Genomic DNA, 25,354 nt, shown 5'->3' on the forward strand with positions numbered 1-25,354 from the left:
TCACCCTGGGCGGAGTTGTACAGATTCTGTTCACTTGAGAAGTGCGAGGAGTTCACTCGATGACTTCGGCTATGTGTGCCAAGTGCACCGAAGACGAGGAGATCCGGGTTCTCTCGCGTTCGGTGGGGGGCCGCCGGCGGTTGATGTGCTGCAGGTGCGGGTACGCGTGGGAGAGCGGGCGCTCCGGCCCCGCCCGGAAGACCGGCCTGAGCGGCCTTTTCAGAGCGGCCTGAGGCGCCTCCGGCGTACGTTTCACGGCGTCGCCGCCTGACGTTCACCTCGCGCGGGCTCGCGGGTGATGTGGAGTGGCTTGAGTAGGGCCGAGACCAGTCTCGGGATCCCCTACCAAGCTCGAGGAGTACCACCATGCCTGCATCCCGTCGCTCTCTGATCGCCGGCGGCGCTGCCGCCGGCGTCGGGATCGCGATTGCCGGGAACATGCCCGCGCTCGCCGAATCCACCCCTGGTGCCACCGCGAGGAACGGGCGCGGATCCGGCGCCGGAACGTACGCGCCCACCCCGTACGAGGTCTTCCCGCCGCTCGTCGACGACCCCGACGGGATCCTGGCGCTGGCCGAGGGCTTCTCGTACACGATCATCACCCGCGCGGGCGTCTCCAAGCTCGACAGCGGCGAGCTGACCCCGGGCGCCCACGACGGCAACGCGGTCTTCGCCGGCCGCCGCCGCGGCACCTACACGGTGATCCAGAACCACGAGCTCGGCCGCAACGCGACGTACGGCGTCCCGCACGTCGAGGGCACGGTCTACGACCCGGGTGCGACCGCCGCCGGCGGCTGCACCGTGATCACCACCAACGCGCGCGGCGAGAACCTCGGCGAGTTCGTCGGCATCTCCGGCACGCTCACCAACTGCGCCGGCGGCCCGACCCCGTGGGGGACCTGGCTGACCTGCGAAGAGACCGAGACGCGCTCGGGGAACGGCTATCAGAAGGACCACGGGTACGTCTTCGAGGTCTTCCCCGACGGTCGCAAGCTGCCGCTCCCGATCAAGGCCTTCGGTCGCTACGCCCACGAGGCGCTCGCGATCGACGAGGACCGCCGCCACGTCTACCTCTCCGAGGACGCCTCCGGGCCGAACGGGCTGTTCTACCGCTGGAAGGCCCCGCGCGGCTACAAGCTCGGGCCCGGGATCGCGGAGGACCTGGCCGACGACGCCGGCGAGCTCGGTGCGATGGCGATCATCCTGCCCGACGGCTCGATCCTGCCCGACGTGGCCTACCTGACCTCCACCCAGCTCAACCGGCCGTTCCCGGTCCGCTGGATCCCGGTGCCCGATCGCGATGCGCGCGAGGTGTCGACCCGGAAGCAGTTCGCCACCGGCGAGGTGACCCGCGGGAAGAAGTTCGAGGGCGTGTGGGGCACCGACGAGGGCGTCTACGTCGTCAACTCCTACGCCGGTGAGGACAGCTCCGACCTGCCGGCCGACGCGGTCCCGCACGACGGCATGGTGTGGTTCTACAACTACAAGAACGAGACCATCCAGCTGGTGACGTACTTCCCGCACAACGACGAGGCGTGGGAGAACGACCGGCCCGCCTACGACGACCTGGTCTTCGACGGCCCGGACAACGTCACCGTCACGCCGTGGGGCTCGCTGGTGCTCGCCGAGGACGGCTCGGGCTCCTCGCACGTGCTCGGCTCGTTCCCCGGCGGCCCGACGTACGCCATCGCGCGCAACCAGCTCAACGACTCCGAGTTCTGCGGACCGGCGTTCTCGCCGGACGGCAAGGTGCTCTTCGTCAACATGCAGTCCCCGGGTCTGACGCTGGCCATCACCGGCCCGTGGGAGCGCTACCTCGGCTGAGGCCCAGGGCGAACATAGGCGGCGGGCGGCTCGGGTCGCCCCCCCGCCTACGTTTCACGGCGCCGTCGCCTGAGGTTCATCTCGGGCGCGCGCGCAGGTGTTGCGGAGTGGCTTGGGTTGAGGGCTGAGACCTGTCTCGGGATCCCCTACCTTCGCTCGAGGAGTTCAACCCATGCCCGCAACTCGACGCTCCCTGCTCACCGGAGGAGCCGCGACCGGGGTCGGCCTGGCCGTCGCCGGTGCCGTCCCCGCTCTCGCCGAGGCGAAGCCCGCGCGGCCCGGTACCCCGGGACGCAGGCGCGCCCGTGAGCCGTTCCCGCCGCTCGTGGACGACCCCAAGGGGATCCTCGCGCTGGCCGAGGGGTTCGCGTACGCCATCGTCACCTCCGCCGGTGAGACGACCCTGAAGACGGGGGAGAAGACGCCGTCCAACCACGACGGGATGATGGTGCTCGGTGGTAGGCGCGGTCGCTACACGCTCATCCAGAACCACGAGATCGAGCCGGGCGAGGGCGTACCGGTGCCGCTCGTCGAGGGCACCGTCTACGACCCGGGCGCGCCGTCGGGCGGCTGCACCGTGATCACCACCGACGCGGGCGGCGCCAACTTCGGCGAGTTCGTCGCGATCTCCGGCACCTCCACCAACTGCGCCGGTGGCCCGACGCCGTGGGGGACCTGGCTGACCTGCGAGGAGACCGTCAACGACGCCGGTGAGGAGTGGGAGGGCGAGGACGGCAGCACCGGGGTCTACGAGAAGGACCACGGCTACGTCTTCGAGGTCTGGGCCGACGGCTCGGCCGACCCGCGCCCGATCAAGGCCTTCGGCCGCTACGACCACGAGGCCCTCGCGATCGACAGGACCAGGACGAAGGTGTTCCTCTCCGAGGATGCCGACGAGCCCAACGGGCTCTTCTACCGCTGGACCGCCCCGGCCGGGGTGAGGCTCGGTCCGGGCGTGCTCACCGAGCTGGCCGACGACGCCGGCACGCTCGCCGCGATGCAGATCATCCTGCCCGACGGCTCGGTGCTGCCCGACGTGGCCTACCTGACCTCGGCCCAGCTGGGCCAGCCCTTCCCGGTGACGTGGAAGACCGTCCCCGAGCGCGACGCGCAGTCGACTCCCTGTCGGGAGCAGTTCGCCGACGGCGAGGTCACCCGCGGGCGCAAGTTCGAGGGCGTGTGGGGCACCGACGAGGGTGTCTACGTGGTCAACTCCTACGCCTGGGAGGACACCGATCTCCCCGCCGACGCCAGCCCGCACGACGGCATGGTCTGGTTCTACGACTACGCGGCCGAGACCATCCAGCTCGTGACGTACTTCCCGCACCAGACGCAGTCCGAGGACGATGCCCCGGCGCCGAAGTACACCGACCTCACCTTCGACGGACCCGACAACGTCACCGTCACCCCCTGGGGCTCGCTGGTGCTCGCCGAGGACGGCACCGGCGCCTCGCACGTGCTCGGCGCGTTCCCCGGCGGCCCGGCGTACGCCATCGCCCGCAACGACCTCAACGACTCGGAGTTCTGCGGCCCCTGCTTCTCGCCCGACGGCAAGGTCCTCTTCGTCAACATGCAGGACCCCGGCTACACCCTGGCCATCACCGGCCCGTGGGAGCGCTACCTCGGCTGAGGCCCGAGAAGGAAGACGTACGCGGCGGGCGGCTCGAGCCGCCCGCCGCGTACACAGGTGGTCAAGCGACCTCGCCTCAGGTCAGTGCATGTCCGATCCCTCTCGAGAGGGCGTCGATGCGCTCCTGACGCCGCCGATGTTCGGGTGAAGAGGTCGGTGCGAAGGCCAGGCCGAGATATGCGCCCAGGTTCTGCTTGTCGCCGGGCCACCGCTCAACGAGTTCGGCGGTTCGCTCCGCGCCGATGAGGATCCCCACATCGCGACCGAGCCAATGCGCGGCGGCAAGCGTCGAGTCGTACTCTTCGGTGGCCAGAACCTCATTGCCCGCTTCGGTCTCGTAGAGGGAATCGCTGACCTCTGCGGAGTCGGAGTACCACGACAGCACGACGCCGATGTCTTGGGCGTCCTTGAACTCGCCGTACGCGGAACGATCAAGCCAGGCGGCGAGCTTGGCTGCGGCGTATCCGGAGGGTGTTGGCAGCCGAATCGCGCCCGCGAGCCCCAGGTCGAGCGGCGCTGCGGCGTTGTAGATCTCGTCGAACGCCCACACGCTGACGCCATCCGTACGAGGCGGCGGGGTGACGACGCCGACAGGATCCTCCACCTCACCGAATGCAAGAAGATCGACGTCGATGCCCGCGATGCGGTATCTGATCTGGTTGCTGCCCATTGCTGAGAAAGCGCTGGTGAGAGCCTTGTACGAGTCCCAGGAAGCCAGGGCGATCGCGAGATCGATGTCGTGGGTGGGCCTTGTCTTGGTCTCATGCCCGAGCGAGACGTGCCATAGGTCGCGTGCGTGGGCGCCGACGAGCATGACGTCGTCAGGGCGGAGATCTGGAGCGGCCTGCAGGGCTGCGCCGACGACGTCGCTGACCGGGTCGAGTGTCCCGCTCGGAAGGCGGGCCAGGTCAAGCTTCATGGTCACGCAGATCCTGTGCGACGGTGCGTAGGCGCGGGTCTCCGGTTGCCAAGAGGTCGGCGTAGACAAGTGGCCACGGGCTGAGTCGACGCGGTTCGGATGGGCGTTCTTCCGCACCGGGATCGCGCCAGAACTTCCGGCGTACGAACACGTTCATGGTGCCGTCGGTGCGCCAGCGGTTCAAGATCGGGAGGCTTGGCCCGTCCGGTTGCGTGAGGTCGTCGACGTAGATGGTCAGGGTCGCGGGCCGAATCACGTCGCGCACGGCACTCTCGCCGCTGATGTAGATGGAGGTGCCGCGGAGATTCTCGACGTCGATGTCCCCGTGGAAGTCGGCAAGCCGTAGCCGAGGGGCGAGTCCGCTGGGGAAAGCCGCGGCCCAGTGATCGAGAAGGGCGCCGCTCCGCCTCCCGGACGCGGGCAAGTCGTAGCCCGACCCGTGCAGCAGTCGCAGTGTGTCGTTCACCAGCCCCACCGATACGCCGGACGCTTGGGCGATCTCGCGCTGGGGGGCCTTCCAGAGCGCCGGCCAGGCGAGCAGGGCGAAGACGATCTGAGACCGGCTGGTGCTGAAGAGGTTGGTGGCCGTGGTTGTCGGCGACTGTGGTGCAGGTCCGCTCGGTCGACGTCCGCGGATATCCACCAAGACATCGCCGAACTCGATATGAGCGTTGCCCGCCTCATCTGCGTACTGAATGCCGGCGCGACGAAGAGCGTCCGCGGTCTTCGGTGGGATGTGATGAGTCCAGAGCAACAGGGGCCGATCTCCGGCGAGGACCAGTGCTCCTCGAGCGTCGGCCAGTCGGACTCGCCGGGTGCCCAGGAACGTGTACGGTGCGGCAACGCCCCCGCGGCTCAGCGTGGCCCAGCAGAAGATGTCACCGTTGGGGACCTCTTCCGTCGACTCCAGTTCTAGGGTCAGCCCGAGGTCGTTCAGGTGTGTCACTGCAGCGTCGGGGTCGATGGCCATCATCACGTCCGTTCAGTATTTACTGCCGTTCAGACTAACTGAACAGCAGCAAATACTGAACACCTCGTTCGTGTGTCAGCCCAGGTTGACCAGCTTCCCGGCCGGTGCCGAGGTGCCGTCGGTGCCGGAGAGGACGTCGATCGTGGCGACCACGCCCCACCTGGTCCACTCGACCGCTCCTGGAGTCGGCGGTGACGCCTTGGTCCAGCGGTGGCCGTGACGTACGGCGGTGATCTTGTTGCCGAACATCTCGGCCACGTAGATCGTGCCGTGCGGACTCACCGCGACACCGGTGGCGCCGAGGAAGCCCTTGGCGACCTGCTTCTTGTGTCCCGTCCTGGCGTCGATCTTGAAGACGCTGCCACGAGGACCGAGCTCAGGACCCTCCGGTCCGCCCGGCAGGCTGGACACGTAGAGACGTCCGTGGTGGCTGGTCTCGACGTCGGTCGGGACTCCCTCGAAGTAGTAGGTCCGGCCTTCGAAGCACGGGTCGAGCCCGAAGCCGGCGACCACCTCCGGGGTGAACGTGTACGGGATCCCCGGCAGGGTCGCGACGGTCCGGATGTGACCGTGCGAGGAGACCGACAGGATGCTGTTGCCGCCGGCGTCCGCGACGTAGGTGCGACCGTGCGTGAGCGCGGTGGCGTACGGGTGCGAGTCGATCCCACCCTTGTACGCGGCGGGCGCGCCGATGTCGGCCGGCCACTTCGCGTTGCAGTCGGTGTCGCCGTCGCGGAACCCGTAGCGCGTATGGCCGTCGGGGTTGCGCTTCGTCTCGTAGGCGTGCAGATCGGCGACCGTCTTGACCTTGCCCGAGGGGTAGAGCCGCTTCAGCCAGCTGCCCGTGTTCTCGAAGGTCTCGCGGTTGGACCGGGTGACCACGAAGATCACCACGCCGTCGTGGACCGAGAGCCCGCCGACCTCGTAGCCGTTCGGGTCGGTGTAGACGACCTTCGGCGACTTGCCCGGCCGGACCTTCAGGATCTGCCCGGCGAAGTTCGAGGAGACGTACGCCGTCCCGTCCTCGTCCACCGCCGCGCTGAGCGGGGAGAGCAGGCCGGATGCGAGTACGCCCTTGGGCAGCTTGGGTTTCGAGTGAGCCTGTGCTGCCGGGGTGGTGGCGATGAGCGCCGCACCGATGATCAGTGCGACAGCCGCCGTCAGACACCTTGGAAGTCTGGACATTGTGTGTCCCCCTTGTGTTGTCTGTACGGACCGGCGACCGCGTCGTCGCCGGTCGTTGTTCAGTCTCATTGCCTCCGGTGGCGATCGAATCGCCCGGTTTGGGTAACGGCGTTCTCGGTGGCAGCGGTGAGGTTGTGAGCCCTGTGAGGTCGTGAGCGGAAGTTGACGGGCCTGCGCGCGAGGGTTGGCGCCGGCTGAAACGTGGGCTGGCGATGGTGAGTGGCATCTCGCCGACCGCCCGCACCTGAGGAGCCCACATGAGCCGCCGCCACTGGATCGACGACTGGCGTCCGGAGGACGCCACCTTCTGGGAGGAGACCGGGGCGAAGACCGCCCGCCGCAACCTGATCTGGTCGATCTTCGCCGAGCACCTCGGCTTCTCGGTCTGGCTGATCTGGTCGGTCTCCTCGGCCTTCCTGGTCGCCCAGGGCTTCGACTTCACGCCGTCGCAGCTCTTCTTCCTGATCGCCATCCCGAACCTGGTCGGCTCGCTGCTGCGGGTGCCCTACACCCTTGCGGTGCCGAAGTTCGGCGGCCGCAACTGGACGATGATGTCGGCCGCGCTGCTGCTCGTGCCGACCCTCGGCTTCGCGTACGCCGTCACCCAGCCGTCCACCCCCTACTGGGTCTTCTGCCTCATCGCCGCGACCGCCGGCCTCGGCGGCGGGAACTTCGCCTCCTCGATGGCCAACATCAACTTCTTCTACCCCGCCTCGAAGAAGGGCGCCGCACTCGGCCTCAACGCCGCCGGCGGCAACCTCGGCGTCGCCCTCATCCAGTTCCTGCTGCCGGTCATCGTCGGCGGTGCGGGCATCTTCGGGCTGGTCAAGGCCTCGTCCGGTGGCATCCACCTGGAGCGGGCGGCGTTCGTCTACGCGGCGCTGGCCGTCATCGCGATCCTCGCGGCCTTCTTCTTCATGGACAACATCAGCTCCGCGAAGTCGTCCGTGCGTGAGCAGCTCTCGGTGGTGAAGTCGAAGCAGACCTGGATCATGTCGTTCCTCTACATCGGCACCTTCGGCTCCTTCATCGGCTACTCCGCCGCGATGCCGCTGCTGATCAAGCTGAACTTCTGGGTGCCCGAGCCCGCACCGCTCGGCACCGGCATCTACTTCGCCTACTTCGCCTTCCTCGGCGCGCTGGTCGGCTCCGCGACCCGGCCGTTCGGTGGCTGGCTCGCCGATCGCTTCGGTGGCGCGAAGGTCACGCTCGGTGCGTTCGTCGGGATGGTCGTCTTCACCCTCGCGGTGCTGTGGACGCTGATGCAGCTCACCCCGAACCCGGATGCCTCGCCCGCGATCGCGGCGGCGAACCAGTCGTGGTTCCCGGTCTTCCTGGGCTTCTTCATGCTGGTCTTCGCCTCGACCGGCATCGGCAACGGGTCGACGTACAAGATGATCCCTTCGATCTTCCGTCGCGAGGCCGAGCTGGCCACCACCCCGGGCACCGATGAGCGCGAGGCCGCCCTCGTCGGCGCGACCAAGAAGTCCTCCGCCGCGGTTGGCATCATCGGCGCGGTCGGCGCGGTCGGCGGCTTCCTCATCCCGATCGCCTTCAACAGCCCCTGGGTCGACAACCCCCTCGACGCCACGAAGTCGGCGTTCGTCGCCTTCACCGTCTTCTACGCCATCTGCGCCCTGGTCACCTTCGTGGTCTACCTGCGGCCGCAGGGTGCGCGGGTGGGGGAGCTGGCGGACGTACGGATCTGACGGTTCCTCCGTCAAGGTATGCAGCTCAGGGAACACATCCCGCGCGGAACTCCGCTCGGGATGTGTTCCTTCGTCTGCATACCCTTCGACAAGCTCAGGACATCGCCTTGCTGGAGGAACCTCACGCCAGTCCGATCGCCGCCTCCGCAGCGGCCAGGACCGGCGCGGTGACCTCCCGGCACCGAGCCGCTCCGGTGGCGTACACCTCCGTCACGTACGTCCGGTCCGCGGCGAGCTCGCGGTAGCGCTTCTGGATGGGCTCGAGCTCGGCGACGACCGCGTCGGTGACTGCGGACTTCAGCTCGCCGTAGCCGGACAGCCCGGCAGAAGATCCGCCGCAAGCCTCGAGGATGTCGATCAGGTTGGTGACCCCCGGCCGCTCGGGGTCGCGGGAGACGTCCCCGGCGGAGTCGGTGACGGCGCGGGCCACCTTGCGACGTACGACATCGGCATCGTCGAGCAGGAAGATCGACCCGGGATGCTCGTCGCCGGCCGACTTCGACATCTTGCGGGTCGGATCGGCCAGGTCCATGATCCGGGCCCCGGCCGCCGGATGGACCGCCGCCGGCACCGTGAAGACCCGGCCGTACGTCGTGTTGAACCGGATCGCGATGTCGCGGGCGAGCTCGACGTGCTGGCGCTGGTCGTCGCCCACCGGAACCTCGGAAGCACCGTAGAGCAGGATGTCGGCCGCCATCAGCACCGGATAGGTGAACAGCGAGGCGCGCACCGAGGCCCCGACCCGGCGCGACTTCTCCTTGAACTGGATCATCCGGCCCAGCTCGCCGGTATGTGCGACGCACTCGAGCAGATAGCCGAGCGAGCGATGCGCGGGGACGTGGGACTGGATGAACAAGGTGGCCGGTTCGAGCCCGGAGGCCATCAGGAGGAGGGCCATCTCCTCGGTTCGCGTACGCAGCACCGACGGTTCGTGCGGCAGCGTCAGCGCGTGCAGGTCGGAGAGCCCGTAGAAGGCGTCCGGGTCGGCCGAGGCGGCCATGGGTCGCAGTGCGCCGAGCAGGTTGCCGAGGGTGAGTCGGCCGGAGGGGGTGATGAGGGAGAGTCGCTTCGTCATGATGGACCTTTCGGGTGGTGAGGCCCACGGGTCAGCGACGTTCACAAACAGAAAGGCCGCCCGTGGGCGGCCTGATGTGAGTGCTCGACAAGAGGTGGACCGCCTAGGAGGCGGACCACCACTGCGTGGAACGAATGCTGAACACCCATCCAGTGTCGCACACCTCACGGATACCGTGTGGCCCATGACGACGATCACAGGGCCGAACACCTGCCAGGGGCACTCGACGGTCGTCTTCGACGAGAGCCTGGCCGACTACGACTTCGGCCCGACTCACCCGATGGCGCCGATCCGGGTGGACCTGACGATGCGCCTGGCCGGCGAGCTCGGAGTACTCGACCATCTGAAGGTCGTCGAGGCGCCGATGGGCACCCCGGAGCAGCTGCTCACCATCCACGACGAGAGCTACATCGAGGCGGTCATCAAGGCCGGCCGAAGCGGCGAGTCGGATCTCGCCCACGGCCTCGGCACCGAGGACGACCCGGTCTTCGCGCACATCCACGACGCCAGCGCCCACATCGTCGGCGCGAGCATCGAGGCCTGCCGCCAGGTCTACTCCGGCGAGAGCCTGCACAGCGCCAACATCATGGGCGGCCTCCACCACGCGATGCGCGGGCGCGCTGCCGGGTTCTGCATCTACAACGACGTCGCCGCCGGCATCCAGTGGCTCCTCGACCAGGGCGTGAAGAAGGTCGCGTACGTCGACGTGGACGTGCACCACGGGGACGGTGTGGAGCGGGCCTTCTGGAACGACCCGCGCGTCCTGACGATCTCGATCCATGAGACCGGCCAGCTGCTCTTCCCCGGCACCGGCTTCGCCGAGGAGATCGGCGGACCCGAAGCCGAGGGCACCGCGGTCAACGTCGCCCTGCCGCCCGGCACGGCCGACCACGGCTGGCTACGTGCCTTCCACGCCGTCGTGCCCGACCTGGTCCGTGAGTTCCAGCCGGAGATCCTGGTGACCCAGCAGGGCTGCGACTCGCACACCGACGACCCCCTCGCCGACCTGGCGCTGAGCGTGGACGGCCAGCGGGCGGCGTACGTCGCACTCCACGAGCTCGCGCACGAGGTGTGCGCGGGCAAGTGGGTGGCGTTCGGCGGGGGTGGGTACGCGGTCGTCGACGTCGTGCCACGCGCATGGACCCACCTTCTTGCGCTAGTGTCGGGGAATCCCTTGGAGCCGACGCTCGACGTGCCAGGTGGCTGGCGCGAGCACGTGCAGACGCGCCTCGGGAGGGTCGCGCCGTTGCGCATGACGGACGGACGTGAACCGGCCTACCGCGACTGGGGGAGCGGATACGACCCCGGCACGTGGCTGGACCGGCAGGTCCACGCGACTCGCACAGCGGTGTTCCCGCTGCACGGGCTCGACCCGATGCCGTAGCCCGGTCACCTAGTTTCGGGACGGTCTAGAAACCGCAGTTCGTCGCGCCCAAATGCAACTCGACACGCCGGTGGTATGTGAGATTCTCAAGGGTGTCCCCTTCCCCATCAGTCACATCAGGCCCTATTCTCACTTTGGGATCGCGTTCATGGACCAGAGGTGGGGAAGCCGCTGGCGTCGCGATCACTCGAGAGAGAACGGTGGAAGCAGATGGTTACTCCTTCTGGAGACATCTCTGACAGCAAGTTCCTGACCGTTGCCGAGGTTGCGTCGATGATGCGCGTATCCAAGATGACGGTCTACCGGTTGGTTCATTCGGGCGAGCTGCCTGCGGTGCGTGTCGGTCGTTCCTTCCGGGTTCGGGAGGACGACGCGAACGAATACCTCAAGAGCTCGTTCTACAACGCGGGCTAGTTGTCGGACCCCGCGCCCGGGCACGTAGGGCGCGGGGGCAACACCGGTCGCATCGGGTCACCGATTCTCTCTGGGTGCCCTGGCTTCGTTAGTCTTACCCCCTAGGTCTGTTTGCCGCGCGCTGCGGTGAGTGGCCGCGTCGGCACCGGGCCGGCATTCTCTGCAACGATCGTGAAGGGTTCCCCGTGGGTTCTGTCATCAAGAAGCGTCGCAAGCGCATGGCGAAGAAGAAGCACCGCAAGCTGCTCAAGAAGACTCGCGTCCAGCGCCGCAAGCTCGGCAAGTGACGTACGTGGCGTAGGTGGCGGAACGCTCTGGACCCGGTCGGGTCCTCCTGGTCACCGGGGTCTCGCGTGACCTCGGGCGCCGTTTTGCGCGCGCTGCCGCCCGCCACCCGAACGTCGAGCGAGTGATCGGCGTCGATGTCGCACCGCCTCGCGGCGACATCGGCAAAGTCGGATTCGTCCGAGCCGACATCCGCAACCCGGTGATCGCCAAGGTGATCGCCAAGGAGGAGGTCGACACCGTCGTCCACCTCAGCGTCATCGCGACCCCCGGCACCACCGGGGGTCGTTCGACGATGAAGGAGCTCAACGTCATCGGGACGATGCAGCTCCTCGCGGCCTGTCAGACCGCGCCGTCCCTGCGCCAGGTCGTGGTGAAGTCGACGACCCAGGTCTACGGGGCGAGCAGCCGCGATCCGGCGATGTTCACCGAGTCGATGGAGCCGCGGCGCACCCCGTCCTCCGGCTATGCCCGCGACGTGGCCGACATCGAGTCCTACGTACGCGGCTTCGCCCGTCGTCGCCCGGACATCGCCGTGACGGTCCTGCGCTGCGCCAACGTCCTCGGACCGAGCGTGGTCAGCCCGATCGCTGCCCACTTCCGGCGAGCGGTCGTACCCAACGTGCTCGGCTTCGACCCGCGCCTTCAGTTTCTTCACGAGCAGGACCTCTACGGCGTCCTCGAGCATGCCGTACGCACCGGGGTCCCCGGGACGTTCAACGTCGCCGGCGACGGCGTGCTGACCCATTCGCAGGTCGCGAGACGGCTGCAGCGGATGACCGTGCCGATCCCTGAGCCGATGTTCGGCCTGGCGAGGTTCGGCGGCGGCGAGTATCCCGCCGAGCTGAGGGCGCTGCTGACCTACGGTCGCGGCGTCGACACCACGCGGATGCGCTCCCTGCTGGGCTTCGAACCTCGATACACGACCGAAGCCACGGTCGTAGACTTTGCGGACAGCGTGATGCCGTCCGTGAACCGTGCCGACCGTGCGCTGGCCGCCTTGGAGAGCCGACTGACAGGAGCGCCCGGTGACTGAGTCCGCCGCCCAGGGTTTCACCGGCACCACGGCGCGCGAGCGCCACCCGCTGCGGGCGATCCCGGCGGCCGACTGGGCCGCGGCTCTGGAGATCGCCGCCAAAGAGGTCTTCGGAACCGAGTGGGAAGAGCAGCTCGCTCGCTTCATCGTGTTCCTGCGCCGCCGGATCTCGGGCGACTACTCCGTCGACGAATACGGCTTCGACCGCGAGCTCACCCAACGCTTCATGCTGGCCGTGCTGCGGCCGATCAAGGAGAAGTGGTTCCGGGTCGAGGTCCGCGGCATCGAGAACATCCCGACCGACGGTGGCGCCCTGATCGTCTCCAACCACTCCGGCACCATCCCGATGGACGGCCTGATGACGATGGTCTCGATCCACGACGAGCTCGGGCGTGACCTGCGCCCGCTCGGGGCCGACCTCGTCTTCCGGTTGCCGATCGTCGGCAACATCGCCCGCAAGGCCGGCGCGACGCTGGCCTGCAGCGAGGACGCCGAGCGGATGCTGCGCAACGGCGAGCTGGTCGGCGTCTGGCCCGAGGGCTTCAAGGGCATCGGCAAGCCCTACAGCGAGCGTTACAAGCTCCAGCGCTTCGGGCGCGGCGGCTTCGTCTCCTCAGCGCTGCGCACCGGCGTCCCGATCGTGCCGCTCTCCGTCGTCGGTGCTGAGGAGATCTATCCGCTGGTCGGCAACATCCCGGCCCTCGCCAAGGTCATCGGCGTTCCCTACCTGCCGATCACGCCGTTCTTCCCGCTGCTCGGGCCCCTGGGTCTCATCCCGCTCCCGTCGAAGTGGCTGATCGAGTTCGGCGAGCCGATCCGCACCGATGCGTACGACGCCGCGGAGGCCGACGACCCCATGCTGGTCTTCAACGTCACCGACCAGGTGCGCGAGACGATCCAGCAGACCCTCTACCGCCTGCTGGGCGAGCGCGCCTCCGTCTTCGGCTGACACCCACCCCGGCCGACCCACCCAGCCGAGGCGTCGCCCCCGTCGGCCGAGACGTCACTCGCGTCGGCCGAGATGGCACACGCGTGCCCACTCGGCCGACGGCAGTGACGCCTCGGCGTGGTGCTTTACGGGGTGAGGAGACCGGTGGCGCCGGCGAGCACGTCGCCGACCAGGCCGGTGACGCCGGTGACCAGACCGGTGACGGGGTCCGTCACGGTCTCGGGGTCGGTGTCCGGGTCCTCGGAAGGATCGCCGTCGGTGGGGGTGCTGGGGCTCGGCAGGATGCTGCCGTCCTCTTCCGGTTCCTCGGAGGGCTTCGCTGGGTCGTCCTGAGTGCCCTTGGGGTCGGTCACCGAGCCGGGACCGATCTTGTCCGGGTCGATGGAGGGCAGGTCGAGGGCGTTGTCGTCCTGGGTGAGCGGCGGCAGCGCCTCGGCCTCGACGACGGTGTCGGCCGGAAGCAGCCCGTCGATGTCGGAGGTGAGGCTGGAGACCAGCGTCGCGGGAAGCTCGGTGATGCCACCCTCACAGGTGGGGCAGAGCTGGGCGGCGGCCTGGTCGATCAGCACGAGGGTCTGCGCGGCGTCGGAGACGGCCGGCTCGGCCCGCTCGGGCACCTTCGGGCTCAGCTCGGCCAGCTCCTCGACGCCATCGGCCGCGAACGTACGCAGCTGGGCGAGGGAGTCGTTGTCCTGGGACTGCTCGAAGTCGCTGATCAGCAGGTCGGAGCCGTGGGCGGCCTGTCGCGAGAAGGTCTCCAGCGTCGTGGTGACCCGCTCGGAGTCGGACATCGGCGCGTCGGCGACGAGCGACTTGGCCTCGCGCAGGCGGGTGCCGGCGTCCTCGAGGATCCGGATGCCGCGGGCCTGGGTGCTGACGGTGAAGCCTGCCGAGACGTTCTCCACGGCACGCTTGACCGGGTAGAGCGAGTCACCGGGCAGAGCGGTCTGGGACGCGGCCGCGGCACCCGCGGTGCCGCCGACGATCGCCATCGCGGCGAGGGCGACGGCCAGATTGCGCTGCCGGCGCGGCCTGCGAACGGGACCGACGGTGAGCTTGCGCTCGACGGTCTTCTCGGTGCGGGGCGCGGGCACGAGTTCGGTGTCGGCGGCCGCCATGAGGCGCTCGCGGAGGGAGACGGAGAAGTCGCGACTGGGGACGGCTGAGTCGCTGAGAGTGGAGAGCGACGAAGCGAAGACGGCCAGATCACGAAGCTCGTCGGCAGACTGCGAGGCACGCCGATCCGTCGCGGCAGTGGCCGCGACCATTCGGTCGAACTCGTCGGCACGCTTTCGCGCCGGGAATGCCGGGCTCATCGGGGGGTTCCTACTCGGTGTCGGCTGTCAGGGATTCGTCGAAACAGCTGCGCACAAGGCGCTGCCATGTCGGACAACGAGTCGCCCCGGCCGCGGGTTACGGCAACCGGTCGAGCATTCAAGGTGGTGCGGAACACAGTCATCAGCGGATCCCGTCAGGCATCTGCTTGGCGAGATTGCGGATCCCGCGCAGCTGGAGCTGTTTCACGGCTCCGTCGCTGCGCCCGAGGATAGCGGCTGTCTCCGCGATCGACAGCCCTTGGAGGAAACGCATGATGATGCAGTCGCGCTGTTCGTCGGGGAGCTTGGAGAGAGCGCCGAGCAGCATCTCGTTGGTGATTCCGGCCATCACGATCTTCTCGGGCCCGTCCGAGGAGGAGTCGTGCTGACCCATGTCCTCGGTGGTCGTCTCCAGGCGCGTACGTCCCGCCTTGAAGTGGTCCGTGGCCAGGTTGCGGGCGATGGTCATCAGCCAGGCGCCGAAGTCCTTGCCCTGCCAGCGGAAGCCGGTCATCGAGCGGAGCGCCCGGAAGAACGTCTCCGAGGTCAGGTCCTCGGCGACCTGGGTGGAGCGGGTCCGGTAGAAGAGGAAGCGGTAGACCGCGCCGTTGTAGTGGTCGTAGAGGAGGCCGAACGCCTCCTTGTCGCCCTTGCGGGCGAGCTCGACCAGCGCGATCAGCCGGGTGCGGTCGGCCTCGCTCTCCTCCGAGGAGGCGGCGAGCTCGGTGTCGTCGTCCGGCTCGTTGTCGGAGCGGGGCGTTGACTCGTGGGTGCCACCCGAGCCGCGACGCTCGGGCTCGGCGAGCGGACCGGACGCACCGGCCACCCCGGCGTAGGCGGGTTCGTAGCCCTCGTTCATCAAGAGCTCGACCGCAGCGCGCAGCGCATCCAAGCGACGATGGACGTCATTGGCGCGGCGCGACATGTGGGTCCCTCCCGAAGACTCCCCCTGAGCGAGCCCAACCTTACGGGTTAGGGCATCCCGATGTCAGGTCCCGAGCCGAAGTTGCGTCGGCGTGTGGTGGCATTTTCCCGACAAGGCAGCGAATACCCGTCACTGCATACAGGTCGCCAACGGTGTGATCACTCGCGCCGTCCGCGGAGCGCGATCGCCACCGCGATCGCCCCGGTGGCCGCACCGCCCAGCGCCGCGGTGACCACGCCGGCTCGGGCCGCCTTGCGCCCGGTGCGGTAGTCCCGGATCGGCCAGCCCTTCTCGCGCGCGTGGGCGCGCAGGCGCGCGTCCGGGTTGATCGCACACGGATGACCGACCAGCGAGAGCATCGGCAGGTCGTTGTAGGAGTCCGAGTAGGCGGCACAGCGGGAGAGGTCGAGGTCCTCCCGGGCGGCGATCGCCTTGACCGCCTCCGCCTTGGCCGGCCCGTGGAGCATCTCCCCGACCAGCTCGCCGGTGTAGACGCCGTCCTCGGTGGCCGCCACCGTCCCGAGGGCGCCGGTGAGGCCGAGTCGCCGGGCGATGACCCGGGCGGCCTCGACGGGCGCCGCGGTCACCAGCCATACCCGCTGACCTTGGTCGATGTGGGTCTGCGCCAGCGCCCGGGTGCCGGGCCAGATCCGGTGGGCCATGCCCTCCTCGAAGATCTCCTCCATCAAGCTCTCGACCTCCTCGGCGCGATGGCCGCGGATGAACGACAGGGCCGAGGAGCGCGCCGACTCCATGTGGGCCGGGTCCTCGACCCCGGCCACCCGGAAATAGGCCTGCTTGTACGCCGCCGAGGCGATGTCCCGGGTCCGGAAGAACTTGCGCCGGTGCAGGCCGCGGGCCAGATGGAAGATCGTCGCGCCCTGCATGATCGTGTTGTCCACGTCGAAGAACGCTGCCGCCGTCGGGTCTCCGGTCGTCGGATAGAGCCAGGCCTCGATCTCCGCGGCCGCGGCCGATGCCTCGCCGGCGAGAGCCGAGCGGCGTTTGAGGTCTTTTCGCCGCAGTTCGGCACGGCGGCGGTCGCTGGCGCTGCTCATTTCGCCAACAGTAGTGGTCCGGACGCCGTGAAGGGGCCCAGGTGTCAAGATGGTCGGATGGAACCCCGTGTGACCTTTTACTCCCGTCAGGGCTGCCATCTGTGCGACGAGGCTCGGCTGGTCCTCGAGAAGGTGGTCGGGGACGACTACGCCGAGGTCGACATCGACGCCGACGAGGAGCTGCGCGAGCGATTCACGAACGAGGTGCCGGTGACGTACGTCGACGGGAAGCAGCACGACTTCTGGCGCGTCTCCGAGGAGCGGCTGAGGGCAGCGCTGGCGCGCTCCCCAGAATAACTGTCGATCGGCCCATTACCCTGAACAACCCCCCTCTGACAACTCCGCAAACACGTGTGCTAGCCGACGGTCTGCGAGTTTGTTCTCGCGGTCACAAACTCCGTATGGTGGCTGAGCCGCAGGGCGATCCCGGGCTAAAAAGCCCCCGTCTGTGGCGCCGGCATTGAAAGAGCAGAGCGTGACGGCACGGAGTACGAATACGGGCGAGGGCAGCGGTGCCCAGGACCCCCACCGGGACATCCCCGAGGCGACAGTCGCCCGGCTTCCGGTCTACCTCCGGGCGCTGACCTCGCTCGCCGAGCGCAACATCGCGTCCTGCTCCTCCGAGGAGCTCGCGACCGCCGCCGGGGTGAACTCGGCCAAGCTGCGCAAGGACCTCTCCTACCTGGGCTCCTACGGCACTCGTGGGGTCGGCTACGACGTCGACTACCTGAGCTACCAGATCGCCCGCGAGATCGGCGTGACCCATGACTGGCCGGTCATCATCGTCGGTATCGGAAACCTGGGTCAGGCGCTCGCCAACTTCTCCGGCTTCAGCAGCCGAGGCTTCCGCACCGTCGCGCTCCTGGACGCCGCCGAGCCGATGCAGGGCCGGACGGTCGCCGGGCTCGAGGTCCGGCCGTTCGCCGACCTGGCCGAGATCGTCGCGGCCGAGCAGGTCTCCATCGGAGTCATCTCGGTGCCGGCGACCGCGGCCCAGGACGTCGCCGACGCGATGGTCGGGGCCGGCATCAGCAGCATCCTCAACTTCGCGCCCGCCGTCCTGAACGTGCCGACGGGTGTCGACGTACGCAAGGTCGACCTCTCGATCGAGCTGCAGATCCTGGCGTATCACGAGTCGCGCAAGGCTGCAGAAGCCGACGGGACGGTGGACAATGGTTCCGAGGAAGGGATCAGGGCATGAGTGTCCTTGTTGTCGGCATCTCGCATAACTCCGCGCCGGTCTCGCTGCTCGAGGCGGCCGCGGTGGACGCGGACGGCCTGCAGAAGCTCCTCACCGACGTGGCTGGTTGTGAACACGTCAGCGAGGCAGCGGTCATCGCGACCTGCAACCGGCTCGAGATCTACACCGAGGTCGAGCGCTTCCACGGCTCCGTCGAGGAGCTCTCCCGCCGCATCATCGAGGGCGCCGGTCAGACGCTCGAGACGATGCTGCCGCATCTCTACGTCCACTACGACGACGGCGCCGTCTCCCACTTGTTCAAGGTGGCCGCCGGGCTCGACTCGATGGCCGTCGGCGAGGGCCAGATCCTCGGACAGGCCCGTGCGGCCCTGCAGCTCGGCCAGGAGATGGGCACGGTCGGACCGGCGCTCAACAGCCTGTTCCAGCAGGCGCTGCGGGTCGGCAAGCGCTCGCGCGCGGAGACCGACATCGACCAGGCCGCCCCGTCGCTGGTGACCGCGTCGCTGAGCCGCGCCGCGCGAGCCGTGGGTGACGTACGCGGTAAGCGGGTCGCCGTCGTCGGCGCCGGTGCGATGGCCGGGCTGGCCACCGCGACCGTCTCCCGGCTGGGAGCCGCCGACGTCGTCGTGGTCAACCGCACCACGGCCAACGCCGAGCGCCTCGCCAACGAGTACTCAGCGCGTTCCGCCGCCCTCGACGAGCTGGCCGCGGAGGTCGCGGCCGCCGACATCGTGATCACCTGCGCGGGCGCCAGCGGGCTGCTCGTCCCGGCGGACATGGTCGGTGACCGCAGCGGCCACCCGATCGCGCTGATCGACCTGGCCCTGCCCCACGACATCGACCCCGCCGCGGGGTCGCTCCCCGGGGCCACCCTGATCGACCTGGCCGCCCTCGCCGACGAGCTGCACGCCTCGCCCGCCGGCAAGGAGGTGCTCGCGGTCCGCGACATCGTCACCCAGGAGGTCGCGGCGTTCCTGAGCGCTCGTCGCCAGTCCGCGGTGACCCCGACCGTGGTCGCGCTGCGGAGCATGGCCACCGGTGTCGTGGCCGCCGAGATGGAGCGCCTCGACAACAAGCTGCCCGGCCTCGACGAGGCGACTCGTGCCGAGGTCCTCCGGACCGTACGCCGCGTGGCCGACAAGCTGCTCCACGAGCCGACCGTCCGGGTCAAGGAGCTCGCCAACGAGACCGGTGCGGTGTCCTACGCCGCTGCGCTCGCCGAGCTCTTCGCGCTCGACCCCGAGGCCGTCTCCGCGGTGACCCGGGCCGACGTCCCAGGAGACCACGCATGAGAACTCTTCGCCTCGGCACCCGCCGTTCCCAGCTCGCCGTGACCCAGTCGACCCTCGTCGCGGAGATGCTCCGCGCCCAGGGCCACATCGTCGAGATGGTCGAGATCGTCTCCGACGGCGACCGCACCCAGGCGGCGAACACTCCGCTGACCAGCGCGAACTCGACGGGCGTCTTCGTCAGCGCGCTGCGCGACGCGCTCCACGCCAAGGAGATCGACCTCGCGGTCCACTCCCTCAAGGACCTGCCGACCTACCCCGAGAACGGCATCGAGCTGCTCGCGATCCTGCCGCGCGAGGACCCGCGCGACGTGATCGTCGCCCGCGACGGCCTGACCCTCGGTGAGCTCCCGCCGGGCTCGCGGGTCGGCACCGGCTCGCCGCGACGGGTCGCCCAGATCAAGGCCCTCGGCCTCGGCCTGGAGCTGGCCGGCATCCGCGGCAACGTGGACACCCGCATCGGCAAGGTCCGCTCGGGCGAGTTCGACGCCGTCGTGCTCGCGCGCGCCGGCCTGGCCCGCATCGACCGGCTCGACGAGGTCACCGAGATCCTCGACCCGATCCAGGTGCTGCCCGCTCCTGGTCAGGGAGCCCTGGCGGTCGAGTGCCGCGCGGGCGACGCCGATGCCGACGTACGCAAGATTCTGGCTTCCCTCGACGACTCGCCCACCCGAGCGGCCGTCGAGGCGGAACGCGCGGTGCTCGCCACCCTCGAAGGTGGCTGTGCCGCGCCCATCGGGACCCTCGCCGACGTGGTTGAGGGTGAGGAAGGACCAGAGCTGTGGGTGCGGGCAGTTGCGCTCTCACTCGATGGCTCGCTCTCGATCCGACTCTCCGCATCCGGGCCGCTCGACGACGCCGCAGGCGTCGGGCGCCGGCTCGCTGAGGAGATGCTCGCCGAGGGTGCAGCAGACCTGACCGACGATCCCACCACTGACCCCGGCCAGGCTGTCATGGACACGGGCGGTTCCCCCCAGACCGCTCCCGAGCAGGACAAGGTGCACAACGCATGACCCGAGCAAAGACCACCGAGCAGACGGCCGAGCACAGCTCGGCCACCCCACTGGGCTGGGTGTCCTTCGTCGGCAGCGGTCCCGGTGACCCTGAGCTGCTGACGGTACGGGCGATCGACCTGTTGAAGCAGGCCGATGTTGTCGTGACCGAGGCCCCCGAGCACGCTTCGATGGTGCGCGGCGTACTCGGCATCCCCGAGCCGGTCGAGCCGGCCGAGGGTGAGGAGACCCCGGAACCGGTCGGACCCGAGTTCATCGACGGCGGATTCGGCACCGACGGCCAGCCCCTGGCCAACGCCGCCCGTGCCAAGGCCGTCGTCAAGCAGGCGAAGCTGGGCAAGCGCGTCGTGCGCCTGATGACCGGCGACCCCTTCCTCTACGCCTCCGGTCCCGAGGAGGCGCAGTCCTGCGCCAAGGCGGGCATCGGCTTCGAGATCGTCCCCGGCGTCTCGTCGGTGTCGGCCGTCCCGGCCTACGCCGGCATCCCGCTGACGACCAAGGACCACCAAGAGGTCGCGGTCGTGACCTGCAACGAGAAGATCGACTGGAGCCAGTACGCGGACAGCCGCACGCTCGTCCTCCTCTCCGGTGTCGGCATGATCGGCGACATCGCCAAGGAGCTCGTCGCGGCCGGCCGCCCGGCCAAGACCCCGGTCGCGATCACCCGCGTCGGCACCACGACCGAGCAGTCGACGGTAGAGTCGACGCTGGAGAACATCGCCGTCGACGCCCGTGCCGCACGGATGGCGCCGCCGGCGATCGTGGTGATCGGCAAGGTGGTCAACTTGCGTGAGACGCTCTCGTGGTTCGAGACGAAGCCGCTCTTCGGCTGGCGCGTGCTCGTGCCCCGCACCAAGGAGCAGGCGCCGGCGCTGTCCCTGAAGCTGAAGGGCTTCGGTGCCGTGCCCGAGGAGGTCCCCACGATCTCCGTCGAGCCGCCGCGCAACCCGCAGCAGATGGACAAGGCCGTACGCGGCCTGGTCGAGGGCCGCTACAACTGGATCGCCTTCACCTCGATCAACGCGGTGCGCGCCGTACGCGAGAAGTTCGACGAGTACGGCCTGGACTGCCGCGCCTTCTCCGGTCTGAAGATCGCCGCTGTCGGCGAGAAGACCGGGCAGGCGCTCGAGGCCTGGGGCCTCCGCCCCGACCTGGTGCCGAACACCGACAACCAGTCGGCCGCCGGCCTGCTCGAGGTGTGGCCGGAGTACGACGAGGACCTCGACCCGATCAACCGGGTCTTCCTCCCGCGTGCCGACATCGCCACCGAGAACCTCATCGCCGGCCTGGTCGACCTCGGTTGGGAGTGCGACGACGTGACCGCCTACCGCACCGTCCGGGCGGCCCCGCCGCCCGCGCCGACCCGCGACGCGATCAAGACGGGCAAGTTCGACGCGGTGGTCTTCACCTCCTCGTCCACGGTCCGCAACCTGGTCGGTATCGCGGGCAAGCCGCACACCTCCACGGTGATCGCGGCGATCGGTCCGGCCACCGCCAAGACCGCCGAGGAGCACGGCCTGCGGGTCGACGTGATGTCGCCCGAGCCGTCGATCGAGGCGCTCACCGAGGCGCTCGCCGCCTTCGGCGCCGCGCGTCGTGCGTCGCTGGTCGAGCAGGGTCTGCCGGTCGCCAAGCCGTCCGACCGGCGCCCCGCCTCGCGCCGCCGTTCGCGTACGTCCTGATCCGACGGTTCCACTTCCGACAGCCGCGTGCTCCCGAGTATGGGTGCACGCGGCTGTTGCACTACCGTGGAACGTACCCATTCACGATGGAGTGCAGATGAGCATCGAGAAGCCCGTGATCCGTCCCCGCCGGCTGCGCCGCACGCCGATCATGCGCCGGATGGTCGCCGAGACGGCCGTACGCCCCGCCAACCTGATCCTGCCCGCGTTCGTGCGCGAGGGGATCGATGAGCCCGTCCCGGTCTCGACGATGCCCGGCGTCGTCCAGCACAGCCGCGAGTCGCTGCGCAAGGCGGCCTCTGAGGCGGCTGCGGCCGGCATCGGCGGCATCATGCTCTTCGGTGTCCCGGAGACGAAGGACGCCGTGGGCTCGGGAGCGCTCGACCCCGACGGCATCCTCAACGTGGCCATCGCCGACGTCGTCTCCGAGGTGGGCGACGCGCTCACCGTGATGAGCGACCTGTGCCTGGACGAGTTCACCGACCACGGTCACTGCGGTGTGCTCGCCGAGGACGGCTCCGTCGACAACGACGCCACCCTCGAGATCTACGCCCAGATGGCGATCGCCCACGCCGAGGCCGGCGTCCACATGGTCGGCCCGTCCGGGATGATGGACGGGCAGGTCGCGGTGACCCGCGACGCTCTCGACGGCGCCGGCCACACCGACGTCTCGATCCTCGCCTACTCCGCGAAGTACGCCTCGGCCTTCTACGGCCCGTTCCGTGAGGCGGTCGACTCCGCGCTCAAGGGCGACCGGCGCACCTACCAGCAGGATCCCGCCAACGGGCTGGAGGGCGTCCGCGAGGCGCTCCTTGACGTCGCCGAGGGTGCCGATATCGTGATGGTCAAGCCCGGGCTCCCGTATCTCGACGTCCTGCAGCGAGTGCGTGAGTCTGTCGATGTTCCGGTGGCTGCGTACAACATCTCAGGGGAGTACTCGATGTTGGAAGCCGCCGCCGCGAACGGCTGGATCGACCGCGAACCGGCGATCCTGGAGACACTCACCGCCTTCAAGAGGGCGGGCGCGGACGTCATTCTGACCTACTGGGCCACCGAAGCGGCTGGCTGGCTGCGAGGCTGACGTTCTCGCCGGATCAGCCGCTCAGCTCTGTGACGTGGAACATATCCTGAGAGTAGACTGCAGCCCGTGACCAATCGAGAGTTGGCCAGCCCCAAGCGCACCGGTCGGCCGCGCAACAGTGGACGTGATTCGGCGAACCCGCGGGAAGAGATCCTCAAAGAGGCATCCAGGCTCTTCACCGCTCAAGGGGTCGCAGCGACGACGATCAGTCAGATCGCCGAGTGCGTCGGACTGCGTCAGTCCTCGATGTACTACTACTACAAGTCCAAGGAGGAGATCCTCTCCGCCTTGATGGAGAAGAACCGCGAGTCGCTCACCCTCGCGGAGAAGCTTCTCGAGGAGGACGGCCCGGTCGCTCCGCGGCTCTACGCCTTCCTCTACACCGACGTCCGTCAGCTGTGCACCGCCCCGCTCGACTTCTACGAGCTGGAGGTGGCCGCGCTCGCGCAGCCGCAGGTCTTCGCGGGCTTCGAGGAGGACGGCGACAAGCTGCGTGACGCGGCCGCCCAGCTCCTCGAGCTCGGCGTCGACAGCGGCGAGCTGCGTCAGACCGACCCGGCCGCGACCGCGCTGATGCTGCTCTCGCTCAACGAAGGCGCCCAGCACCGGCTCTGGCACGGCCGGCGCGACGAGGAGAAGGCCTCGGCGAACTCGGCTGCCCTGGCCGAGTCGGTCGCCGACTACCACCTCAGCTCACTGCTCGCCGACGCATCCTCCCTGGCCGCGGTCCGCGAGGCCGGCCGGGCCTTCGTCACGGAGTACGAGGACGACGAGCCCGCCGCCTGAGCGCTCCAGACATGCGAAGGGCCCCGCCGTCCGGCGGGGCCCTTCGCGTATGCCTCGGAACTACTTGACGAGACCGAGCAGCCTCAGCAGGCCCGTCAGGATGCCGCCGACCGCATCGGTGGCCTCGGGCAGGGTCTTGCCCTGCAGTTGTGCCACGCAGTCGGCGATCGTGCTCTGCGGGACGGTGCGGGCGAGAACGGAGCCGAGCTGGTCGACCACCGCGTTGGTGCAGACAGTGGTGAGCTCGCCGACGGTTGCGACCACCTTCTCGACCGGCTTGGTCACCGGCTCCAGCGCCTTCCCCGGGTCGGTGGTGGCGCCGCCGTCGTCACCGCCGCCGCCGGTTCCGCCGCCGGTGCTCCCGCCGGGAGTCTCCCCGGAAGGGGCCTCGCTGGACGGGTTGGACGGAGCCTGCGAGGAGCCGCCGCGCGGGCCGGTCTGCTGGCCGCCTGCGCGGAGCTCGTGGCCCTTCTGCTTCGAGGGCTTGGGAGCCTCCATCCGCGGGATCGCGTAGTCGACCGGGATCGTGCTGTTCGGGATCGAGGTGAAGTCACCGGAGCGGTAGGCCTCGGCGACACCGAGCACCGTGGTGACGTACGACTGGCTGTGGTTGTAGCGGAAGACCGCTGCCCGCGCGCCCTGGTCGGTGGAGAGGTCGTCGTTGCCGGAGCAGAGGTAGACGGCGCTCGCGAGGGCGGCGTCGTTGATGTCTTGCGGGTTGCGCTTGCCGTCACCGTCGGCGTCTACGCCGACCATCGCCCAGGTGGAGGGGATGAACTGCATCGGGCCGACCGCGCGGTCGTAGCTGGTGTCGCCGTCGTACTGTCCACCGTCGGTGTCGGTGATCTGGGAGACGTTGCCCTTGCCGTTGAGCGGCACCCCGTAGATGCCGGGGGTGGAGACGCCCTCGGCGCTGAGACGGTTGTCGTTGGCGCGACCGTGGTTCGACTCGACCCGCCCGATCGCGGCGATCAGCGGCCAGTCGATCTTGCAGGCGGCGTCGGCGGCGTTGATGACCGTGGCTGCTCGCTGATAGGCGGCGAGCGCGGCCGACGGGATGCCGGCGGCACTGGCCGTCCCCGGCAGCGACTTGTCGCCCTCGTTGGTCGAGGCCGACACGCTGGCCGGCGCCTCGATCGCCTCGGTCGGGACCGATGTCCCGTCGGGCAGGCTGAACGCGTCGTCATACCTGGTCCCTGATGCGGTGGCACTCGACTGCGTCAGACCGGTGACGTTGACCGTCCAGGCCGCGCTCAACAGCGCGAGCGGAACGAGCGCCGTCGCCTTCTGAAGGCGGTTGTAGCGCGTAGCGGACATCGAATCTCCCTCTCAATCCCCGAGATGGAACGCCCCGGGTCTTGCTCCCCATATCGCAAGGCTTACAACGAACCGTCTCACGTCAAAGTTACGCGCGTCACGTTTTACTGGCACATTGCGTTCCAGTTAACGAGACGCTGATGAGACGCAGGTTGTCGTGGTCTGTGACGCTGAATCCCGAAACTTGTTTATCTAACGACTGTAGGTTATCAGCCGGATCTGCATGTGAACAGTGTCACGTCGGATTACGGAGCAGGTCCTTCGCGACGGGAGTCGCCACGCCATGTCGGTAACCGTAGTGCCACA

The 25,354-nt window shown here is 68.8% G+C and carries 23 protein-coding genes; 15 read left to right on the forward strand and 8 right to left on the reverse strand.

Annotated features, from left to right (window positions below; translation table 11 throughout):
* The first annotated feature begins 366 nt into the window (after positions 1-366).
* Both ACIRON_RS29975 and ACIRON_RS29980 read left to right on the forward strand, forming a co-directional pair.
* The gene (locus ACIRON_RS29975) at positions 367-1,824 is read left to right on the forward strand and encodes an alkaline phosphatase PhoX (RefSeq protein ID WP_402998795.1); all 1,458 of its coding nucleotides are present in this window, start codon (positions 367-369) and stop codon (positions 1,822-1,824) included.
* A gap of 172 nt (positions 1,825-1,996) precedes the next feature.
* Positions 1,997-3,454, forward strand: a complete 1,458-nt coding sequence (locus ACIRON_RS29980) for an alkaline phosphatase PhoX (RefSeq protein ID WP_402998798.1) — start codon at positions 1,997-1,999, stop codon at positions 3,452-3,454.
* A gap of 76 nt (positions 3,455-3,530) precedes the next feature.
* Here ACIRON_RS29980 and ACIRON_RS29985 read toward each other — a convergent pair whose 3' ends face one another.
* The 3 genes from ACIRON_RS29985 to ACIRON_RS29995 all read right to left on the reverse strand — a co-directional run bounded on the left by ACIRON_RS29985 (position 3,531) and on the right by ACIRON_RS29995 (position 6,528).
* A complete protein-coding gene (locus tag ACIRON_RS29985; RefSeq protein ID WP_402998800.1) occupies positions 3,531-4,379 on the reverse strand; it encodes a hypothetical protein in 849 nt (282 codons plus the stop codon).
* A complete protein-coding gene (locus ACIRON_RS29990; protein ID WP_402998803.1) occupies positions 4,363-5,343 on the reverse strand; it encodes a type IV toxin-antitoxin system AbiEi family antitoxin in 981 nt (326 codons plus the stop codon). Before ACIRON_RS29990 ends, ACIRON_RS29985 begins: the two co-directional genes overlap by 17 nt.
* Before the next feature lie 75 nt (positions 5,344-5,418).
* Positions 5,419-6,528 (reverse strand): ScyD/ScyE family protein, encoded by a 1,110-nt coding sequence (locus ACIRON_RS29995; protein WP_402998805.1) that lies wholly within the window; start codon positions 6,526-6,528, stop codon positions 5,419-5,421.
* A 257-nt stretch (positions 6,529-6,785) separates the two neighbouring features.
* Between ACIRON_RS29995 and ACIRON_RS30000 the strand changes: the two genes are divergently transcribed.
* Positions 6,786-8,237 carry an MFS transporter gene (locus ACIRON_RS30000; RefSeq protein WP_402998808.1) on the forward strand — a complete coding sequence of 484 codons (1,452 nt, stop codon included), beginning with the start codon at positions 6,786-6,788 and terminating at the stop codon, positions 8,235-8,237.
* 121 nt (positions 8,238-8,358) lie between these two features.
* Here ACIRON_RS30000 and trpS read toward each other — a convergent pair whose 3' ends face one another.
* Positions 8,359-9,312, reverse strand: coding sequence for a tryptophan--tRNA ligase (gene trpS, locus ACIRON_RS30005; protein WP_402998811.1), 954 nt, complete (start codon positions 9,310-9,312; stop codon positions 8,359-8,361).
* A gap of 184 nt (positions 9,313-9,496) precedes the next feature.
* On the opposite strand from trpS, the gene ACIRON_RS30010 reads away from it, so the two are divergent.
* The 5 genes from ACIRON_RS30010 to ACIRON_RS30030 all read left to right on the forward strand — a co-directional run bounded on the left by ACIRON_RS30010 (position 9,497) and on the right by ACIRON_RS30030 (position 13,380).
* A complete protein-coding gene (locus ACIRON_RS30010) occupies positions 9,497-10,696 on the forward strand; it encodes an acetoin utilization protein AcuC (RefSeq protein ID WP_402998814.1) in 1,200 nt (399 codons plus the stop codon).
* Positions 10,697-10,906: 210 nt separating this feature from the next.
* Positions 10,907-11,110: a helix-turn-helix domain-containing protein gene (locus tag ACIRON_RS30015; RefSeq protein ID WP_008356311.1), complete on the forward strand. Its 204-nt coding sequence runs from the start codon at positions 10,907-10,909 to the stop codon at positions 11,108-11,110.
* Between the two features lie 185 nt (positions 11,111-11,295).
* A complete protein-coding gene (locus ACIRON_RS30020; protein ID WP_008356322.1) occupies positions 11,296-11,397 on the forward strand; it encodes a 30S ribosomal protein bS22 in 102 nt (33 codons plus the stop codon).
* Positions 11,398-11,411: 14 nt separating this feature from the next.
* Positions 11,412-12,431, forward strand: a complete 1,020-nt coding sequence (locus ACIRON_RS30025) for an NAD-dependent epimerase/dehydratase family protein (RefSeq protein WP_402998817.1) — start codon at positions 11,412-11,414, stop codon at positions 12,429-12,431.
* Entirely contained in the window at positions 12,424-13,380 is a 957-nt protein-coding gene (locus ACIRON_RS30030; protein WP_402998820.1) for a lysophospholipid acyltransferase family protein, read from the forward strand. Before ACIRON_RS30025 ends, ACIRON_RS30030 begins: the two co-directional genes overlap by 8 nt.
* Positions 13,381-13,505: 125 nt before the next feature.
* On the opposite strand, the gene ACIRON_RS30035 is transcribed toward ACIRON_RS30030, so the two are convergent.
* The 3 genes from ACIRON_RS30035 to ACIRON_RS30045 form a co-directional block, all read right to left on the reverse strand.
* On the reverse strand, positions 13,506-14,696 hold the full coding sequence (locus ACIRON_RS30035) for a DUF5667 domain-containing protein (protein ID WP_402998823.1): 1,191 nt from the start codon (positions 14,694-14,696) through the stop codon (positions 13,506-13,508).
* Positions 14,697-14,838: 142 nt separating this feature from the next.
* Positions 14,839-15,588, reverse strand: coding sequence for a sigma-70 family RNA polymerase sigma factor (locus ACIRON_RS30040; RefSeq protein ID WP_402998826.1), 750 nt, complete (start codon positions 15,586-15,588; stop codon positions 14,839-14,841).
* Positions 15,589-15,779: 191 nt separating this feature from the next.
* Entirely contained in the window at positions 15,780-16,679 is a 900-nt protein-coding gene (locus tag ACIRON_RS30045) for an HAD family phosphatase (protein ID WP_091043132.1), read from the reverse strand.
* A gap of 57 nt (positions 16,680-16,736) precedes the next feature.
* Here ACIRON_RS30045 and ACIRON_RS30050 point away from each other — a divergent pair, with 57 nt between their 5' ends.
* From ACIRON_RS30050 to ACIRON_RS30080, 7 genes are all read left to right on the forward strand, one after another.
* Positions 16,737-16,976: a glutaredoxin family protein gene (locus tag ACIRON_RS30050; RefSeq protein WP_357338520.1), complete on the forward strand. Its 240-nt coding sequence runs from the start codon at positions 16,737-16,739 to the stop codon at positions 16,974-16,976.
* Positions 16,977-17,154: 178 nt separating this feature from the next.
* Positions 17,155-17,880 carry a redox-sensing transcriptional repressor Rex gene (locus ACIRON_RS30055; protein WP_402998831.1) on the forward strand — a complete coding sequence of 242 codons (726 nt, stop codon included), beginning with the start codon at positions 17,155-17,157 and terminating at the stop codon, positions 17,878-17,880.
* Positions 17,877-19,172 carry a glutamyl-tRNA reductase gene (locus tag ACIRON_RS30060; RefSeq protein WP_402998833.1) on the forward strand — a complete coding sequence of 432 codons (1,296 nt, stop codon included), beginning with the start codon at positions 17,877-17,879 and terminating at the stop codon, positions 19,170-19,172. The genes ACIRON_RS30055 and ACIRON_RS30060 overlap by 4 nt, the downstream gene beginning before the upstream one ends.
* A complete protein-coding gene (hemC, locus tag ACIRON_RS30065; protein WP_402998836.1) occupies positions 19,169-20,182 on the forward strand; it encodes a hydroxymethylbilane synthase in 1,014 nt (337 codons plus the stop codon). Before ACIRON_RS30060 ends, hemC begins: the two co-directional genes overlap by 4 nt.
* On the forward strand, positions 20,179-21,864 hold the full coding sequence (locus ACIRON_RS30070; protein WP_402998839.1) for a uroporphyrinogen-III synthase: 1,686 nt from the start codon (positions 20,179-20,181) through the stop codon (positions 21,862-21,864). Before hemC ends, ACIRON_RS30070 begins: the two co-directional genes overlap by 4 nt.
* Positions 21,865-21,961: 97 nt before the next feature.
* Complete coding sequence (gene hemB / locus ACIRON_RS30075; protein ID WP_402998842.1) at positions 21,962-22,945, forward strand: porphobilinogen synthase; 984 nt, start codon at positions 21,962-21,964, stop codon at positions 22,943-22,945.
* A 66-nt stretch (positions 22,946-23,011) separates the two neighbouring features.
* The gene (locus tag ACIRON_RS30080) at positions 23,012-23,731 is read left to right on the forward strand and encodes a TetR/AcrR family transcriptional regulator (RefSeq protein ID WP_402998845.1); all 720 of its coding nucleotides are present in this window, start codon (positions 23,012-23,014) and stop codon (positions 23,729-23,731) included.
* Positions 23,732-23,791: 60 nt separating this feature from the next.
* Here ACIRON_RS30080 and ACIRON_RS30085 read toward each other — a convergent pair whose 3' ends face one another.
* Positions 23,792-25,048 (reverse strand): lytic transglycosylase domain-containing protein, encoded by a 1,257-nt coding sequence (locus ACIRON_RS30085; RefSeq protein WP_402998848.1) that lies wholly within the window; start codon positions 25,046-25,048, stop codon positions 23,792-23,794.
* Positions 25,049-25,354 lie beyond the last annotated feature (306 nt).

Source organism: Nocardioides sp. NPDC101246, assembly GCF_044767415.1.
GTDB lineage: Bacteria > Actinomycetota > Actinomycetes > Propionibacteriales > Nocardioidaceae > Nocardioides.

What these genes read in the sequence shown, in the direction of transcription:
- ACIRON_RS29975 (WP_402998795.1), top strand. Translation starts at nt 367, where the DNA reads ATGCCTGCATCCCGTCGCTCTCTGATCGCCGGCGGCGCTGCCGCCGGC.
- ACIRON_RS29980 (WP_402998798.1), top strand. Translation starts at nt 1,997, where the DNA reads ATGCCCGCAACTCGACGCTCCCTGCTCACCGGAGGAGCCGCGACCGGG.
- ACIRON_RS29990 (WP_402998803.1), bottom strand. Translation starts at nt 5,343, where the DNA reads ATGGCCATCGACCCCGACGCTGCAGTGACACACCTGAACGACCTCGGG.
- ACIRON_RS29995 (WP_402998805.1), bottom strand. Translation starts at nt 6,528, where the DNA reads ATGTCCAGACTTCCAAGGTGTCTGACGGCGGCTGTCGCACTGATCATC.
- ACIRON_RS30000 (WP_402998808.1), top strand. Translation starts at nt 6,786, where the DNA reads ATGAGCCGCCGCCACTGGATCGACGACTGGCGTCCGGAGGACGCCACC.
- trpS (WP_402998811.1), bottom strand. Translation starts at nt 9,312, where the DNA reads ATGACGAAGCGACTCTCCCTCATCACCCCCTCCGGCCGACTCACCCTC.
- ACIRON_RS30010 (WP_402998814.1), top strand. Translation starts at nt 9,497, where the DNA reads ATGACGACGATCACAGGGCCGAACACCTGCCAGGGGCACTCGACGGTC.
- ACIRON_RS30015 (WP_008356311.1), top strand. Translation starts at nt 10,907, where the DNA reads ATGGTTACTCCTTCTGGAGACATCTCTGACAGCAAGTTCCTGACCGTT.
- ACIRON_RS30035 (WP_402998823.1), bottom strand. Translation starts at nt 14,696, where the DNA reads ATGAGCCCGGCATTCCCGGCGCGAAAGCGTGCCGACGAGTTCGACCGA.
- ACIRON_RS30045 (WP_091043132.1), bottom strand. Translation starts at nt 16,679, where the DNA reads ATGAGCAGCGCCAGCGACCGCCGCCGTGCCGAACTGCGGCGAAAAGAC.
- ACIRON_RS30050 (WP_357338520.1), top strand. Translation starts at nt 16,737, where the DNA reads ATGGAACCCCGTGTGACCTTTTACTCCCGTCAGGGCTGCCATCTGTGC.
- ACIRON_RS30060 (WP_402998833.1), top strand. Translation starts at nt 17,877, where the DNA reads ATGAGTGTCCTTGTTGTCGGCATCTCGCATAACTCCGCGCCGGTCTCG.
- hemC (WP_402998836.1), top strand. Translation starts at nt 19,169, where the DNA reads ATGAGAACTCTTCGCCTCGGCACCCGCCGTTCCCAGCTCGCCGTGACC.
- ACIRON_RS30070 (WP_402998839.1), top strand. Translation starts at nt 20,179, where the DNA reads ATGACCCGAGCAAAGACCACCGAGCAGACGGCCGAGCACAGCTCGGCC.
- hemB (WP_402998842.1), top strand. Translation starts at nt 21,962, where the DNA reads ATGAGCATCGAGAAGCCCGTGATCCGTCCCCGCCGGCTGCGCCGCACG.
- ACIRON_RS30085 (WP_402998848.1), bottom strand. Translation starts at nt 25,048, where the DNA reads ATGTCCGCTACGCGCTACAACCGCCTTCAGAAGGCGACGGCGCTCGTT.